Origin of the sequence: Citrobacter sp. H12-3-2, assembly GCF_009649895.1 — a bacterium.
In the GTDB taxonomy this organism is placed as follows: Bacteria; Pseudomonadota; Gammaproteobacteria; order Enterobacterales; family Enterobacteriaceae; genus Citrobacter; species Citrobacter portucalensis.
On sequence record NZ_CP045837.1, the window covers coordinates 4,732,738 to 4,749,404 of the forward strand.

A 16,667-nucleotide genomic window follows, 5' to 3' on the forward strand; every position below is an offset into this window, starting at 1 on the left:
GATATTTCTCGTTTTTGCGCGTTAACGATAAATTAACAGTGTGCCTACCGGCTCCGGGGATGTCAGTGACCTTCTCGCACACAATAAACATTAAACTCTCTTCAGGATCCGATTATGAGTCAAACATCAACCTTAAAAGGCCAGTGCATTGCTGAATTCCTCGGTACCGGGTTGTTGATTTTCTTCGGTGTGGGCTGTGTCGCTGCACTTAAAGTGGCTGGGGCTACTTTCGGTCAGTGGGAAATCAGTGTCATCTGGGGTCTGGGGGTAGCGATGGCTATCTATCTGACCGCAGGCGTTTCTGGTGCACACCTGAATCCCGCGGTAACCATCGCACTCTGGCTGTTCGCCTGTTTTGATAAACGCAAAGTTGTTCCTTTTATTATTTCGCAAATTGCCGGCGCCTTTTGCGCAGCGGCACTGGTTTACGGGCTTTATTACAATCTTTTCCTCGATTTCGAACAAACTAACCATATCGTACGCGGCAGTACCGAGAGCCTGGGTCTGGCAGGTACTTTCTCCACCTATCCGAACCCGCATATCAATTTTGTGCAGGCCTTCGCGGTTGAAATGGTCATTACCGCTATTCTAATGGGGCTGATTCTGGCTCTGACCGACGATGGTAACGGTGTACCTCGTGGTCCGCTGGCACCACTGCTGATCGGCTTGTTGATTGCCGTTATTGGTGCTTCCATGGGTCCGCTGACAGGTTTTGCGATGAACCCGGCACGTGACTTCGGACCGAAACTCTTCGCCTGGATGGCCGGATGGGGTGAGATTGCCTTCACGGGTGGTCGCGATATCCCTTACTTCCTGGTTCCGGTGTTTGGCCCGATTACCGGCGCGATTTTGGGCGCATGGGCATATCGCAAACTGATTGGTCGTCATTTACCGTGCGATGTCTGCGCGATTGAAGAAAAAGACGTTGCGGCCAACACTCAACAAAAAGCTTCGCAGTAATGTGACTACGGGACAAAAAATTATGACTGAAAAAAAATATATCGTTGCGCTCGACCAGGGCACCACCAGCTCCCGCGCGGTCGTAATGGACCACGATGCGAATATCGTTGCCGTTTCACAGCGCGAATTCGAGCAAATCTACCCGAAAGCAGGTTGGGTAGAACATGACCCGATGGAAATTTGGGCGACCCAAAGCTCCACGCTGGTAGAAGTTCTGGCGAAAGCCGATATCAGTTCCGATGAAATTGCAGCGATCGGTATTACCAACCAGCGTGAAACCACCATCGTCTGGGAACGCGAAACCGGTAAACCTATCTATAACGCGATTGTGTGGCAGTGTCGTCGTACCGCGGATATCTGCGAAAAGCTCAAGCGCGACGGTATGGAAGAGTACATCCGTAATAATACAGGTCTGGTCATTGACCCGTACTTCTCCGGCACCAAAGTGAAGTGGATCCTCGACCACGTAGAAGGCTCGCGTGAGCGCGCTCGTCGCGGCGAACTGCTGTTCGGTACCGTAGATACCTGGCTTATCTGGAAAATGACGCAGGGACGTGTACACGTCACGGATTACACCAACGCCTCACGTACCATGCTGTTCAACATCCACTCCCTGGACTGGGATGACACGATGCTGGATGCGCTGGATATTCCGCGTGCAATGCTGCCTGAAGTTCGTCGCTCTTCTGAAGTGTACGGCCAGACCAACATCGGTGGTAAAGGCGGTATTCGTATTCCTATCTCCGGTATCGCCGGTGACCAGCAGGCGGCGCTGTTTGGCCAGCTGTGCGTGAAGGAAGGGATGGCGAAAAACACTTACGGTACCGGCTGCTTCATGCTGATGAACACCGGCGAGAAAGCCGTTAAGTCCGAAAACGGACTGCTGACCACCATCGCTTGCGGACCGACCGGGGAAGTGAACTACGCGCTGGAAGGTGCGGTATTTATGGCTGGCGCATCTATCCAGTGGCTGCGTGATGAAATGAAACTCATCAGCGATGCGTTCGACTCCGAATATTTCGCCACCAAAGTGAAAGACACCAACGGCGTGTACGTCGTTCCGGCATTTACTGGCCTGGGCGCACCGTACTGGGACCCGTATGCTCGCGGCGCCATCTTTGGTCTGACCCGTGGGGTAAACTCCAACCACATCATCCGCGCCACGCTTGAATCTATTGCATACCAGACCCGTGATGTTCTGGAAGCAATGCAGGCTGACTCCGGTATTCGCCTGCACGCCCTGCGCGTCGATGGCGGTGCGGTCGCCAACAACTTCCTGATGCAGTTCCAGTCCGACATTCTCGGCACGCGCGTTGAGCGCCCGGAAGTCCGCGAAGTCACCGCATTGGGTGCGGCATACCTGGCTGGTCTGGCAGTAGGCTTCTGGCAGAATCTGGATGAGCTGCAGGAAAAAGCGGTCATCGAGCGTGAATTCCGCCCAGGTATCGAAACCACCGAACGTAACTTCCGTTACAGCGGCTGGAAAAAAGCGGTCAAACGCGCCATGGCGTGGGAAGATCACGACGAGTAATACGTCATAGCCGGATGGCAACTGTGCCTTATCCGGCAATATCTTCGTGCGGGGGCAACCCCGCACACACATCAATAATCTCGCCCCCTCCCCTGTGCTACACTTCGCGCCATTCCTTTTAGCTACGAGTTTGCAATGAGACGAGAACTTGCCATTGAATTTTCACGCGTGACCGAAGCGGCCGCGCTGGCTGGCTATAAATGGCTGGGCCGCGGCGACAAAAATACCGCTGACGGCGCGGCGGTAAACGCCATGCGTATTATGCTCAACCAGGTCAATATCGACGGCACCATCGTGATTGGCGAGGGTGAGATCGATGAAGCACCGATGCTGTTTATCGGTGAGAAAGTCGGGACCGGTCTTGGTGATGCGGTCGACATCGCCGTCGATCCTATCGAAGGCACACGCATGACGGCAATGGGTCAGGCAAACGCGCTGGCCGTACTGGCTGTTGGCGATAAAGGCTGCTTCCTGAACGCGCCAGACATGTACATGGAAAAGCTGATTGTCGGCCCAGGCGCAAAAGGGTCTATCGACCTGAACCTGTCGCTGGAAGCCAACCTGCATAACGTTGCCGCTGCACTCAATAAGCCGCTGAGTGAACTGACCGTCACCATTCTGGCCAAGCCACGCCATGATGAAACGATCGCCGAAATGCAAAAACTGGGCGTGCGCGTCTTTGCTATTCCAGACGGTGACGTTGCTGCTTCCATTCTGACATGCATGCCAGACAGTGAAGTTGACGTGCTGTACGGCATTGGCGGCGCACCGGAAGGTGTCGTTTCTGCCGCCGTTATCCGCGCGCTGGACGGCGACATGCAGGGTCGTTTGCTGGCGCGTCATGACGTCAAAGGCGGCAGCGAAGAGAACCGTCGCATTGGCGAACAGGAACTCGCTCGTTGCGCCGCCATGGGTATTGAAGCGGGCAAAGCGCTGCGTCTCGATGAAATGGCGCGTAGCGACAACGTCATTTTCTCCGCCACCGGCATCACCAAAGGCGATTTGCTGGAAGGGATTAGCCGCAAAGGTAATATCGCGACCACCGAAACGCTGCTGATCCGCGGCAAATCACGTACGATCCGTCGCATTCAGTCGATTCACTACCTCGATCGTAAAGATCCCGATGTGCAGGCGCACATCCTGTAATTGATTTGATCAATAGAGCCTTCCAGCCCATATGGGCTGGAAATCTTTCGTCCAACGAACGAAGATAAGGCAATCAAAGCAGACAGGAGAAAACCATGGCAGATTGGGTAACAGGCAAAGTCACGAAGGTACAGAACTGGACCGATGCCCTGTTTAGTTTGACCGTGCGAGCTCCGGTTCTTCCTTTCACTGCAGGTCAATTCACCAAGCTTGGCCTTGAGATCGACGGCGAGCGCGTCCAGCGTGCCTATTCTTACGTCAATGCCCCTGATAACCCCGATTTAGAGTTTTATCTGGTGACGGTTCCCGACGGCAAACTCAGCCCTCGTCTGGCAGCGCTGAAGCCTGGCGATGAAGTCCAGGTGGTGAGTGAAGCTGCTGGTTTCTTCGTGCTGGATGAAGTCCCCGATTGCGACACGCTGTGGATGCTGGCAACCGGCACGGCTATCGGCCCATATTTGTCGATTCTGCAATTAGGCAAAGACCTGGATCGCTTCAAAAATCTGGTGCTGGTCCACGCCGCGCGCTATGCCGCCGATTTGAGCTATCTACCGTTGATGCAGGCCCTGGAAAAGCGCTACGAAGGTAAATTACGCATCCAGACGGTGGTCAGTCGTGAAACCGTGGCAGATTCGCTGACCGGGCGTGTACCGGCACTAATTGAAAGCGGTGAACTGGAAAAAGCGGTCGGGCTGCCAATGGATAAAGAAACCTGTCATGTGATGCTCTGCGGAAACCCGCAGATGGTGCGCGATACCCAGCAGTTGCTGAAGGACACCCGGCAGATGACCAAACACCTGCGCCGCCGACCGGGCCATATGACCGCAGAGCACTACTGGTAAGAACGTTTCAATGCCCGGTAAACGCCCGGGCATTTTGCCGGATGGCGCATACACTTATCCGGCCTACGAGTCAGCCCTGTACTTTACGTCCTGCGTATCCTTACCATATTTATTTGCGTCCTGGGTGCCAATGAACGCACCCAGATCGATAAGCATGCCGACCAGAATCAACGTTGGAACAAAGCGGCCTACCGCCCATTGCCAGACGCCGGGTAACATCGCCCAATTTCCGGCCAGCAGCATCCACGCCAGAATCATCAACAGCGCCCACGCTCCAGAACGCCCACGGTCATGCAGACGTTTTACCGTCACTGCCGCCGTTGGCCATAGCAGACACACCAGACAAAAAGCCGCGGTCTGAATATCGAGTAATTGTTTGCTCGCCAGCGAAAACAAAACCAGCATGCCGACGATCCATAGGCCAATCCAAATCCAGAAATCACGGCGCCCGATGCGCCCTTTAAATGAGAATAACCACTGCTGTATGGTCATGTAAGTTCCTTTATTATTACCTTCCAGAACAGTTTACCCTTTTGACAAGCTCGACGGTTACCGTTTTAATCGTGAGCAGTGAGAATGAAAGGTACGATTGATGAAGCACGGATTTACACTGTTTTTATTATTGTTTTCAGCCTTAACCGCCAGCCCTGCGGCATTGGCGGAAGCGCCATCGACGGCAACCACAGCCCCCTATTTACTGGCGGGCGCGCCGACCTTTGACCTGTCGATTAGCCAGTTTCGCGAAAACTTTAATACACAGAATCCGAAGCTGATCCTGAATGAGTTCCGCGCCATCGACAGCAGTCGCGATCGGGCAAATCTCACCCGCGCGGCCAGCAAAATCAATGAAAACCTGTATGCGTCTTCCGCCCTTGAGCGCGGTACCCTGAAAATCAAAAGCATGCAGATAACCTGGTTACCAATTCAAGGGCCAGAGCAAAAGGCAGCCAAAGCGAAAGCGCTGGAATACATGACCGCCGTCATCCGCACCGTCGCACCGCTACTGACGAAGGAACAGAGCCAGAAAAAACTGCAAAAACTGCTCGCCGCAGGCAAAGGTAAGCACTATTACGCCGAAACAGAAGGCGCAATTCGCTATGTCGTGGCAGATAACGGTGAAAAGGGGCTGACCTTCGCTGTTGAACCGATTAAGCTGGCTCTATCTGAAAACCTCGAAGGGTCGAATTCCCCCTAAATTATTCACGTTTCAGGAAGGCGGCGACGCAACGAATCCCCAGGAGCTTACATCAGTAAGTGACTGGGGTGAGAGAGTACAGCCAACGCACCTGCAACGTGGAGAATGACGGGGAAATGACAAAAAGCAAAGCCTTTCGGGGGATGAATCTCTATACTGTTTCACAGACCATGCTGCCCTGACGGGCGGCCATATTCCTTAATTCGCTGACAAGCGTGGAGAAATGAAATGCGACATCCTTTAGTGATGGGTAACTGGAAACTGAACGGCAGCCGCCACATGGTAAACGAACTGGTTGCTAATCTGCGTAAAGAACTGGCTGGCGTTGCTGGCTGTGCAGTAGCGATTGCTCCGCCGGAAATGTATATCGACCTGGCGAAACACGCCGCTGCCGGTAGCCACATCATTCTGGGCGCGCAGAACGTTGACCTGAACCTGTCTGGCGCATTCACTGGTGAAACAAGTGCTGAAATGCTGAAAGACATTGGCGCGCAGTACATCATTATCGGTCACTCTGAGCGTCGTACTTACCACAAAGAATCTGACGAGCTGATCGCTAAAAAATTCGCCGTACTGAAAGAGCAGGGTCTGACTCCAGTTCTGTGCATCGGTGAAACCGAAGCAGAAAACGAAGCGGGCAAAACTGAAGAAGTTTGTGCACGTCAGATCGACGCAGTTCTGAAAACTCAGGGCGCGGCAGCATTCGAAGGCGTCGTTATCGCTTACGAACCAGTATGGGCTATCGGTACCGGTAAATCTGCAACTCCTGCTCAGGCTCAGGCTGTTCACAAATTTATTCGTGACCACATTGCTAAAGCTGACGCGAAAATCGCTGAGCAAGTAATCATCCAGTACGGCGGTTCTGTAAACGCAGCTAACGCGGCAGAACTGTTTGCTCAGCCGGACATCGACGGTGCGCTGGTCGGTGGTGCTTCTCTGAAAGCAGACGCCTTCGCAGTCATCGTTAAAGCAGCAGAAGCCGCTAAACAGGCTTAAGTTGTTAAGGCGGGAGGAGCACTCCTCCCGCCGTATTAACTACCAGTACCCCAACCAGTGCCACCAGAAGGCGCCGGTCACCCCCCAAATGGTCAGGTTGACCACACTCATCACCAGCCCCGTTTTCCACCACTCTGCCAGCGTGACATAGCCCGAACCAAAGATGATCGGCGCAGTACCCGTGCCATAGTGCGTGAGCGACATCATCAAGGAGGAGGAGAAACCGAGCATTAAACCAAGCAATGCTGGCGGCGCGCCGAGGCCTAATCCTGCGGCGAAGAACGCAGCGAACATAGCCGTAATATGCGCAGTAGTGCTGGCGAAAAAGTAGTGCGAGTAGACATAAAGCAGAATCAACAGCAGCGTTGCAACACTCCAGTGCACGCCAAGATGGTCGATTGCGCTACCAACGCTGGTTGCCAGCCATCCCACCAACCCCAGTTTGCTGAGAAAATCCGCCATCATCACCAGCGCGGCAAACCAGACTATCGTATCCCATGCCCCGCGGCATTTAAGAATGTCATCCCAGCTCAATACGCCCGCCATCAATAGAATCGACAAACCAATTAACGCGGCGCTAGTGGGGTTTACGCTCCAGGCACTGCCCATCAGCATCGCTGGAACACCCGCCCACAGGCAGAGCAGCAAAATGAACACTGCCAGGGTGATTTTTTCTGCCAGTGATAGTGGACCCAGCGCATCCAGTTTTTGCCGCGCGAACTGCGGCGCATTTGGCGTGCGCGTGATAGCTGGCGGATAGAGCCACCAGATTACAATCGGCATGACAACCAGTGATACCAGAGCGGGAAGAAGCGCCGCAATAGCCCACATTCCCCAGGTCATGTTCAGCACGCCATCCGTCCCCTTCGTCAAAAAGCTGACGATTAACGGGTTAGGTGCGGTCGCGGTGATGAACATTGCCGAGCTGATCGGGTTAATGTTGTAGTTCACCAGCGCGAGATAACGGCCCGTTGAGCCATTCTCGGCATGGCCTGGCTGCGAGCCGAGGCTCTCCGCAATCGCCCGCATTACCGGGTGGATAATGCCGCCGCCACGCGCGGTATTGCTTGGCGTTACGGGTGCAATTAGCGTTTCCGCAAGGGTTAATGCCCACGCAATACCCAGCGTTCTTTTACCAAATAGCGCAATAAACCCGTAGCCAATACGCGCTCCCAGACCAGTCTTTAACAGACTTTGCGACAGCATAATGGATAAACCAATCAGCCAGATTAACTGGTTAGAAAAGCCACTCAACGCATCGTTCAACGCCGCGGAGGGTTTGCCGGGGTTAGTAACGCCAGTCATCGCCACCAGCATAATCGCCACAATCGCAATTGCGCCAATGGGCATAGCTTTACCGATAATCGCAGCGATCGTACCAATAAACAGTGCCAGCAGGTGCCACGCTTGCGGAGTGACATCAGGCGGACACGGGATAACAAACCAGATGGTCAGCGTGATCGCGAGCGAAATGATGGCAGGCCAACAGCGGATAGGGGTCAAACTGTCCATGAATCAATCCTTGAGTTTCCAGTGCGCAAATCTGCGCTCAGGCATTAACCGATATTGCCGCGCATAATACAATTCACTCACTCACAAAACATAAAATTAACATTTTGATACATCTACAGTTTTCCTAACACCGTAAACCAGGCGTAATCCAGCGGCAGAAGAATCAAATACGTTGCCGCCGCCAGTGCGATACACAGCAGCATCCCCGCCCTTGCAGGTACTTTCCCGAGCGCCATCGCCACTACGATCGGTGAAGCCTGATACGGCAACAGTGGCGTTGAATAACCCAGCACCTGGATCATAATCACCGACAGCAGAGGGAATCCCGTCGCATCGGCAAAACTTTGCGCCAACGTGGTATACAGCGCCGGAACACCGTTCGCCGTCATAATAAAATTAAGCGCAGTGGTAATACCGGTCAGCGCGAGGAAACTGGTAAACGGCTTTTCCGCATCCAGCGGCATCACCTGTAACAGCGCTTCGCCAACAGCGCTACCAATACCGGTTTGCGTGACGGTGATCGCCAGCCCCAGAATACCCGCCACATAAATACAGGTACGAATGTTGACCCCAGTGGAAAACTCGTCGCCATTGATAAAGCCAACCCGTGGTAGCAATGTGATAACTGCCGCCGCCAGCCCGGTCCACGCGGGGCCAATGCCGTGCCAGCTTTCGCTTACCCACAAGAACAGCACCACCGCTAACATCCAGGCCAGACGTTTTTCATCCCGGCTCATCGGCTCCGGCGGCGTGAGATCGCGCGGCGCATGCGGCTTGCCAGGGAACAACCAGCAGATAAGCACAATGAGCACCGCGCCTTTAAGCCAACCCAGAACCGGCGTATGCAGCAGCAAATAGGGAAGATAATTGAGGTGGATGCCGTAAGAGCCTTCCGCCGCGCCGCTCATCACCAGATTCGGTACGTTAGCGGGTAAAATCGTCGCAGAAAGCTGGAACGTCCCAAACCCGACGGCCAGTGCCAGACCATACCAGGCACGCGTGCCGTCGTTAATTCCAGCCCGTTTCGCCATCGCCGCGACGATCGGCATCAGCAGCGCAATGCGGCCCATGTTGGATGGCATTACAAATGCCAGCGCGTAACTCAGCAGCACTACGCTCGCCACCATTAACGGCCAGGAATCAGTCAACCTCGATGACAGCGCCCTCGCCGCCCTGTCCGCCAGCCCCGTTTTACGAATCGCGATACCCAGTACAAAGCCGCTAAATACCAGCCAGAACGCGGAGGACGCAAAGCCGCCAAAAATCACATCCGGTGGCGCGATTTTGGCCACCATCGCCACGGCAAAGAACAGCAGCGCCGTTATAAACTCCGGCAGCAGCGACGTAGCCCAGAGCAGAATGGTGATACCAACCACCAGAGAGGGGATAAACAGAGGGTGTGTAAGCCAGAGCGACATGCCTGTCTCCTGTTGTTTTTTTCAACAAGAATACGGGGACAGGCATGCGGAGTAAACGCCAGATTAGGTGGGGTTAACGCAGAATATCACATTGATGATCCTGAATTTCCTCAGCGGAGGCGAGATTCAGAGCCAGCAGATTGCGCTGAGTAGCCAGCAGGACAAAGGATTCGTCGCTCTGGCGCACCATCGCCAACGCATAGCTGCCCATATGCTCACGCGCATCCGGCACCTCTTCCGCCAGCATCATAAACGGGCTGCGTTGTGCCAGTTCATTTTCCGTGACGCGACGTGCCAGATATTCATGACCGCGCAGCCCACCCGGTAATGGTAGCCAGCGGGTGCTGATTTTCGCCAGGTTGTCATCCAGCTGCTTTCTGACATCGATTCGCAGGCAGGAGATATGAATATGCAGGTGATTTTGCGTACGCCCGCTACGAGAGTTAATGGTCAGAGAGACTGCTTTGTCAGGGATTTCCTGGCCGTATTTTTGGCTCATAAAGCTACGCGCCTGCCAGGCCAGCCAGAAAAAGTTCGGCGTGCCTGATTTCAACAGCAGCGGACTTTCCGTACCGTTGATCCGCCAGGTAGGCATCAACAGATATTGCAGTGGGCCGTTACGGTCTTTGAACACCACATATCCGGCATCCGGCTTTACTTCAGCGCATGGGGCGGGGTCCTGCTGCTGCAACTGGTGCGGCAGGCATTGCTGAAGAACGATCTGGCGTAATGCGTCCGGGTTGCCGGTGAATTTCCAGTACCCGATACCTGCAGCGGCGGCGACCACAATCACCGCCAGTAAAAGATAGCCTGCTTTTTTCATTACGCGTTTCCTGTATCCCATTGAAGGGCAAGAGTAACGCAAAACCATGACAAATAAAAAACCCGGTCGCGTTAGGCCACCGGGTCGGTAAATCACAGACTTATTTATCGTTTACTGATTTGGTCGAACGTACCGCCGTTAGAGAAGTGCTCTTTCTGCGCTTTCGTCCAGCCGCCAAACTCTTCGTCGATAGTGAACAGCTTCAGCTTCGGAAATGCGTTTTCGTATTTCTTCGCGACTTCTGCATCACGTGGACGGTAGAAGTTTTTCGCTGCTATCTCCTGACCTTCCGGCGAGTAGAGATACTTCAGGTAAGCTTCCGCCACCGCTTTGGTATCTTTCTTTTCCACCACTTTATCAACCACGGATACGGTCGGCTCCGCGAGAATAGATTCACTCGGGGTCACTATCTCGAATTTATCTTTGCCCAGCTCGTTCGTTGCCAACAGCGCTTCGTTTTCCCAGGCAATCAGCACATCACCGATACCACGTTCAACGAAGGTATTGGTTGAGCCACGTGCGCCAGAATCGAGTACCTCAACGTTTTTATACAGGGCCTTCACAAAGTCTTGTGCCTTGGCCTGATCGTTGTTGTTGTGGTGCAGGGCATAGCCCCATGCCGCCAGATAGTTCCAGCGAGCTCCGCCGGAGCTTTTCGGGTTTGGCGTAATGACCGACACGCCCGGTTTGATTAAATCGTTCCAGTCATGAATTTGTTTGGGATTGCCTTTGCGGACCAGGAACACGATGGTGGAGGTGTAAGGCGCAGAATTATCCGGCAGGCGTTTAATCCAGTTTTTATCGATACGGCCACGTTCAGCAATGGCATCCACGTCGTAAGCCAGTGCCAGCGTCACAACATCGGCTTCAATGCCGTTGATGACGGAAGTCGCCTGTTTACCCGAACCGCCGTGCGACTGGCGGATCACAACGTTGTCGCCCGTTTCCTGCTTCCAGTGCGCGCTGAAGGCCTTATTGTACTGCTCGTACAATTCACGCGTTGGATCGTACGATACGTTAAGTAACTGAATATCCTTTGCCAGAACGCTGGTCGATGCCAGCAATAATGTTAACCCTACGCCCCATTTGTTCATCGCCCAGCTCTCTTAGGTAGTGTTGTGATGAGCAAAGCGTGCCAGAAAGGCATCCAAACATTAAAGAATAAAAAAAGATTTGCTATAACTTGGGGGAATATATGGAGTCGAGTTTTTGCCTGATGGCGCTACGCTTATCAGGCCTACGATTTGCATCATGTAGGCCGGATAAGGCGCAAGCCGCCATCCGGCAATTGCAATTAGTACAGTTTTTTCGCGCAGTCCAGCCAGTCACCTTTGAACGGACGCTTCATGTTTTCGATAGCGTCGATGATGTCGTGGTGAACCAGCTGCTCGTTCTGAATACCTACGCAGCGACCGCCGTGACCTTCCAGCAGAAGTTCAATGGCATAGGCGCCCATACGGGATGCCAGGATACGGTCGTAAGGAACCGGGGAACCACCACGCTGAATGTGACCCAGTACGGTTGCACGCGTTTCACGACCCGTTTCTTTCTCAATGTAATGTGCCAGTTCGTCAACGTCACACATGTGTTCAGTGATCGCTACGATTGCGTGTTTTTTACCTTTCGCGATGCCCGCTTTGATTTCAGTAACCAAATCGTCACGGCTGAATTCCACTTCCGGAACCACCACGAACTCACAGCCACCGGCAATCGCTGCTGCCAGGGTCAGGTCACCACAGTAGCGGCCCATCACTTCAACGATAGAAATACGCTGGTGAGAAGAAGAGGTATCACGCAGGCGGTCAATCGCTTCGACAACGGTACCCAGAGCGGTGAAGTAACCGATGGTGTAGTCGGTACCTTTGATATCGTTATCGATAGTGCCCGGCAGACCGATGCATGGGAAGCCCATTTCGGTCAGGCGTTTTGCACCCATGTAAGAACCGTCACCCCCGATAACAACCAGGGCGTCGATGCCACGCTTCTTCAGGTTTTCGATCGCCACCGCACGTACGTTTTCATCACGGAATTCCGGGAAGCGAGCAGAACCGAGGAAAGTACCGCCACGGTTGATCATGTCGGACACGCTGTAGCGGTCAAGCTGGACCATACGGTCTTCATACAAACCCAGGTAGCCATCATGGATCCCCATGACTTCCAGCCCTTCCGTCAACGCTGCACGTACAACACCACGGATTGCTGCGTTCATGCCCGGCGCATCACCGCCGCTTGTCAACACACCGATTTTCTTAATCATGACTACCTCTGAACTTTGGAATGCAAAATGAAATCTGCTGCCGGAAGTCGATTCCGCATATCGAAACGATCCAACGAATATGCAGATAGTATAACAATCACTTCCTGCTGAATTGATTCAGGTCAGGCCAAATGGTGGTAATTTATACACAAAATGCTGGCCCGGTTCACTTTTTTTACAACGAATTATGAAAGCTCAAACATCTTGCCTTCCTTGGGTACGACTGAACAGGGATCCTGATGAATGATGACATCCGATCCCGGGAAACGCCGTAAAATTGCCTGCTCAACCTGTTCAGCCACTAAATGCGCCTGAACGAGCGGCAGATTATCTTCCATTTCCAAATGAATCTGAATAAAGCGGGTCGGCCCTGACTGCCGCGTGCGAAGATCGTGAGCGCCGCTGACTCCAGGCCATGACGTCACGATATCAATAATTTCCTGACGTTCCTCATCGGGTAAAGCGCGATCCAGCAAAGATTGCACTGCCTCATACCCCATGCGTAATGCGCTATATAAAATATAGATGCCAATCCCGAGCGCAAACAAGGCATCTGCACGATGCCAGCCATACCATGCCAGCCCGAGCGCAATGAGAATCGCACCGTTCATCATAACATCAGACTGATAATGAAGCATATCTGCCCGAACGGCCTGACTTTGCGTGCGCTTCACTACCCAGCGCTGAAACGAGACCAGAATGATTGTACACACTAACGCAATGATGGTGACAACCACTCCAACGCCAGGATCTTTCATCGGCGTGGGTTGGATGAGATGCTGAATCCCGGTCAGGAATAAAAACAGCGCCGAACCAGAAATAAACATGCTTTGCGCCAACGCCGCCAGCGATTCCGCTTTTCCGTGTCCGAACGTATGCTCATCATCGGCCGGTTGCAGCGAATAGCGCACCACCAACAGGTTGGTTAACGACGCCGCGATGTCCACCAGAGAATCCACCAGTGCAGCCAGAATACTGACCGATCCGGTGTACCACCACGCGAAAATTTTGATCAAAAGTAACAGCGATGCCATCACGGTCGCCGCGATTGCCGCCCTGCTCACCAGCCGCCCATAGGTTTGATTCATAAACACTCCTGCCAGGATATGCCGCTAGTATAACGGATGAAGTAAAACAGTCAGGCAATAACCGAGGGACAAATTTTGGGCAAAAAAAAACCCCCACATCATGTGGGGGAAGACAGGGATGGTGTCTATGGCAAGGAAAACAGGGTTACTACTGGGAACGTGAGTTGCTACTACTCAATAAATTCAACGATGAGCTTTTTTTCCAGTGCGCTACATCGCGCAGTTGCTCCATTCGTTGTTCATGTTTCTCATTTAAAACCGCTTGCTGCTCTGGCGTTAACAGGCGATACATCTGGTTGCGGATCCTGGCTATTTCAACCTGGCGGGCAACCTGTTCTTGCGCCATTCTTTCTGCCTGAGCGCGCACTGCGCTTTCATCAAATTTCTCTGCGGTGACAAGGCGATGCATTGTCTCCATTTCGCTAACATTAACAGGAGGCTGTTCGTGTCTTGCCTGCTGCATTAAATCTCGCATCTGTTGACGTTGATGTTCGGTTAAACTGATACCGTCAAACATGTGGCTCTGAACGCTGCGTTGCGATGAGCCTTCACCCAGGTGCCAGTGATCGCCTGTGACGACTTCAGCTGCATGGCTAAATGTACTGAGTGCCAGCGTTGAGGCCATGACGGCAGCGGTAACTTTGCCCATCACTTGCTCCCAAAATCTTTTCTGTCGCGATTCAACGAGAGACAGTTTACGATTCGGGCTGCAAACATGCGTCAGGGGGTGTAAAACAACGTAAAGTCATAGATTAGCGACGCCTGATGACGTAATTTCTGCCTCGGAGGTACGTAAACAATGAATAAAATCCTGTTAGTTGATGATGACCGAGAGCTGACTTCCCTGTTAAAGGAGTTGCTCGAAATGGAAGGTTTCGATGTGCTGGTTGCCTATGATGGGGAACAGGCGCTTGAGCTTCTGGATGACAGCATCGATTTACTTTTGCTCGACGTCATGATGCCGAAGAAAAACGGCATTGATACGCTGAAAGCACTTCGTCAGACACACCAGACACCTGTAATCATGCTGACCGCTCGCGGCAGCGAATTGGATCGCGTACTTGGCCTTGAGCTGGGCGCGGACGACTATTTACCTAAACCGTTTAACGACCGTGAACTGGTCGCGCGCATCCGCGCTATTCTACGTCGCTCACACTGGAGCGAACAGCAGCAGAACAGCGATAACGGCTCGCCGACGCTGGAAGTAGATGCGTTAAGCCTTAATCCGGGTCGCCAGGAAGCCAGCTTTGACGGGCAAATTCTGGAGCTAACCGGCACCGAATTCACCCTGCTCTATTTGCTGGCTCAGCATCTCGGTCAGGTGGTTTCGCGTGAGCACCTGAGCCAGGAAGTGCTGGGCAAACGCCTGACGCCTTTCGATCGCGCGATCGACATGCATATCTCGAACCTGCGTCGTAAGCTGCCAGAGCGTAAAGACGGACACCCGTGGTTTAAAACCCTGCGTGGTCGCGGCTACCTGATGGTCTCCGCTTCATGATAGGGAGCTTAACCGCACGCATCTTTGCCATCTTCTGGTTGACGCTGGCACTGGTGTTGATGTTGGTACTGATGTTACCCAAGCTCGACTCACGCCAGATGACCGAGCTACTGGACAGCGAGCAGCGCCAGGGGTTAATGATTGAGCAACATGTTGAAGCTGAACTGGCGAACGATCCACCCAACGATTTGATGTGGTGGCGTCGCTTGTTTCGGGCGATAGACAAGTGGGCGCCGCCAGGACAGCGGCTATTACTTGTTACGACGGAAGGACGCGTGATCGGCGCAGAACGCAACGAAATGCAGATCATTCGTAACTTTATTGGTCAGGCCGATAACGCCGACCATCCGCAAAAGAAAAAATACGGTCGCGTTGAGATGGTCGGGCCTTTCTCCGTCAGAGACGGTGAAGATAACTACCAGCTGTATCTCATACGACCTGCCAGCAGCTCACAATCTGACTTTATCAACCTGCTGTTCGACCGACCGCTGTTGTTGCTGATCGTCACCATGTTAGTCAGCTCACCGCTATTGCTTTGGCTTGCCTGGAGTCTGGCGAAACCGGCGCGTAAGTTGAAAAACGCGGCGGATGAAGTAGCTCAGGGTAACCTGCGTCAGCATCCAGAGCTGGAAGCCGGTCCGCAGGAGTTCCTGGCGGCAGGCGCAAGCTTTAACCAGATGGTGACGGCATTGGAACGGATGATGACCACACAGCAACGCCTGCTGTCGGACATCTCTCACGAGCTGAGAACACCGCTAACGCGTCTGCAACTGGGCACCGCTCTGCTGCGCCGTCGTAGCGGTGAGAGCAAAGAGCTGGAGCGCATTGAAACAGAAGCTCACCGACTGGACAGCATGATCAACGACCTGCTGGTGATGTCACGTAATCAGCAGAAAAACGCGCTGGTCAGCGAAACAGTGAAAGCTAATCAGCTTTGGGGTGAAGTGTTGGATAACGCCGCCTTTGAAGCTGAGCAGATGGGTAAATCACTCACGGTGAATTTCCCGCCGGGTCCGTGGCCGCTGTACGGTAACCCAAATGCGTTGGAAAGTGCGCTGGAAAACATTGTGCGCAATGCCCTGCGCTATTCACATACGAAGATTGAAGTTGGCTTCGCGGTGGATATCGACGGGATTACCATCACCGTGGACGACGATGGCCCTGGCGTTAGCCCTGAAGACAGAGAACAGATTTTCCGTCCGTTCTATCGTACCGATGAGGCGCGCGATCGCGAGTCTGGCGGAACAGGTCTGGGTCTGGCGATTGTGGAAACCGCGATCCAGCAGCATCGTGGCTGGGTGAAGGCCGAAGACAGCCCGCTGGGTGGTTTACGGCTGGTGATTTGGTTACCGCTGTATAAACGCGCTTAACAGGCTTCCCCGGTCATTTATTGCCGGGGAA

At 53.4% G+C, this 16,667-nt stretch carries 16 protein-coding genes; 8 read left to right on the forward strand and 8 right to left on the reverse strand.

Annotation, left to right across the window (positions count from 1 at the left end; translation table 11 throughout):
* Positions 1-114 precede the first annotated feature (114 nt).
* From GHC22_RS22450 to fpr, 4 genes are all read left to right on the forward strand, one after another.
* The gene (locus GHC22_RS22450) at positions 115-960 is read left to right on the forward strand and encodes an MIP/aquaporin family protein (protein ID WP_008787032.1); all 846 of its coding nucleotides are present in this window, start codon (positions 115-117) and stop codon (positions 958-960) included.
* A 22-nt stretch (positions 961-982) separates the two neighbouring features.
* Positions 983-2,491 (forward strand): glycerol kinase GlpK, encoded by a 1,509-nt coding sequence (gene glpK / locus GHC22_RS22455; RefSeq protein ID WP_003028792.1) that lies wholly within the window; start codon positions 983-985, stop codon positions 2,489-2,491.
* A gap of 135 nt (positions 2,492-2,626) precedes the next feature.
* Entirely contained in the window at positions 2,627-3,637 is a 1,011-nt protein-coding gene (glpX, locus tag GHC22_RS22460; RefSeq protein WP_111466272.1) for a class II fructose-bisphosphatase, read from the forward strand.
* 95 nt (positions 3,638-3,732) lie between these two features.
* A complete protein-coding gene (gene fpr / locus GHC22_RS22465; RefSeq protein ID WP_008787029.1) occupies positions 3,733-4,479 on the forward strand; it encodes a ferredoxin--NADP(+) reductase in 747 nt (248 codons plus the stop codon).
* Between the two features lie 63 nt (positions 4,480-4,542).
* On the opposite strand, the gene GHC22_RS22470 is transcribed toward fpr, so the two are convergent.
* On the reverse strand, positions 4,543-4,971 hold the full coding sequence (locus GHC22_RS22470) for a DUF805 domain-containing protein (RefSeq protein ID WP_008787028.1): 429 nt from the start codon (positions 4,969-4,971) through the stop codon (positions 4,543-4,545).
* A gap of 100 nt (positions 4,972-5,071) precedes the next feature.
* Between GHC22_RS22470 and GHC22_RS22475 the strand changes: the two genes are divergently transcribed.
* Together GHC22_RS22475 and tpiA are read left to right on the forward strand one after the other, a co-directional pair.
* Complete coding sequence (locus tag GHC22_RS22475) at positions 5,072-5,674, forward strand: YiiQ family protein (protein WP_071444510.1); 603 nt, start codon at positions 5,072-5,074, stop codon at positions 5,672-5,674.
* 228 nt (positions 5,675-5,902) lie between these two features.
* Positions 5,903-6,670: a triose-phosphate isomerase gene (gene tpiA / locus GHC22_RS22480; protein WP_003028783.1), complete on the forward strand. Its 768-nt coding sequence runs from the start codon at positions 5,903-5,905 to the stop codon at positions 6,668-6,670.
* A 39-nt stretch (positions 6,671-6,709) separates the two neighbouring features.
* Here the strand turns inward: tpiA and GHC22_RS22485 are convergent, their stop codons facing one another.
* The 7 genes from GHC22_RS22485 to cpxP all read right to left on the reverse strand — a co-directional run bounded on the left by GHC22_RS22485 (position 6,710) and on the right by cpxP (position 14,417).
* Positions 6,710-8,182, reverse strand: a complete 1,473-nt coding sequence (locus GHC22_RS22485) for a DASS family sodium-coupled anion symporter (RefSeq protein WP_100271680.1) — start codon at positions 8,180-8,182, stop codon at positions 6,710-6,712.
* 113 nt (positions 8,183-8,295) lie between these two features.
* The gene (locus GHC22_RS22490; protein ID WP_008787026.1) at positions 8,296-9,600 is read right to left on the reverse strand and encodes an SLC13 family permease; all 1,305 of its coding nucleotides are present in this window, start codon (positions 9,598-9,600) and stop codon (positions 8,296-8,298) included.
* Positions 9,601-9,673: 73 nt separating this feature from the next.
* Complete coding sequence (locus tag GHC22_RS22495) at positions 9,674-10,423, reverse strand: CDP-diacylglycerol diphosphatase (RefSeq protein ID WP_153753918.1); 750 nt, start codon at positions 10,421-10,423, stop codon at positions 9,674-9,676.
* 104 nt (positions 10,424-10,527) lie between these two features.
* The gene (gene sbp, locus GHC22_RS22500) at positions 10,528-11,517 is read right to left on the reverse strand and encodes a sulfate/thiosulfate ABC transporter substrate-binding protein Sbp (RefSeq protein ID WP_032945592.1); all 990 of its coding nucleotides are present in this window, start codon (positions 11,515-11,517) and stop codon (positions 10,528-10,530) included.
* Between the two features lie 200 nt (positions 11,518-11,717).
* Complete coding sequence (gene pfkA / locus GHC22_RS22505; protein ID WP_003825214.1) at positions 11,718-12,680, reverse strand: 6-phosphofructokinase; 963 nt, start codon at positions 12,678-12,680, stop codon at positions 11,718-11,720.
* Positions 12,681-12,865: 185 nt separating this feature from the next.
* The gene (fieF, locus tag GHC22_RS22510; RefSeq protein ID WP_003825216.1) at positions 12,866-13,768 is read right to left on the reverse strand and encodes a CDF family cation-efflux transporter FieF; all 903 of its coding nucleotides are present in this window, start codon (positions 13,766-13,768) and stop codon (positions 12,866-12,868) included.
* Positions 13,769-13,916: 148 nt separating this feature from the next.
* Positions 13,917-14,417 (reverse strand): cell-envelope stress modulator CpxP, encoded by a 501-nt coding sequence (gene cpxP / locus GHC22_RS22515; RefSeq protein ID WP_008787022.1) that lies wholly within the window; start codon positions 14,415-14,417, stop codon positions 13,917-13,919.
* Positions 14,418-14,567: 150 nt separating this feature from the next.
* On the opposite strand from cpxP, the gene cpxR reads away from it, so the two are divergent.
* Positions 14,568-15,266, forward strand: coding sequence for an envelope stress response regulator transcription factor CpxR (gene cpxR, locus GHC22_RS22520; RefSeq protein ID WP_003028763.1), 699 nt, complete (start codon positions 14,568-14,570; stop codon positions 15,264-15,266).
* Positions 15,263-16,636: an envelope stress sensor histidine kinase CpxA gene (gene cpxA / locus GHC22_RS22525; protein ID WP_003028758.1), complete on the forward strand. Its 1,374-nt coding sequence runs from the start codon at positions 15,263-15,265 to the stop codon at positions 16,634-16,636. Before cpxR ends, cpxA begins: the two co-directional genes overlap by 4 nt.
* Positions 16,637-16,667: the final 31 nt, after the last annotated feature.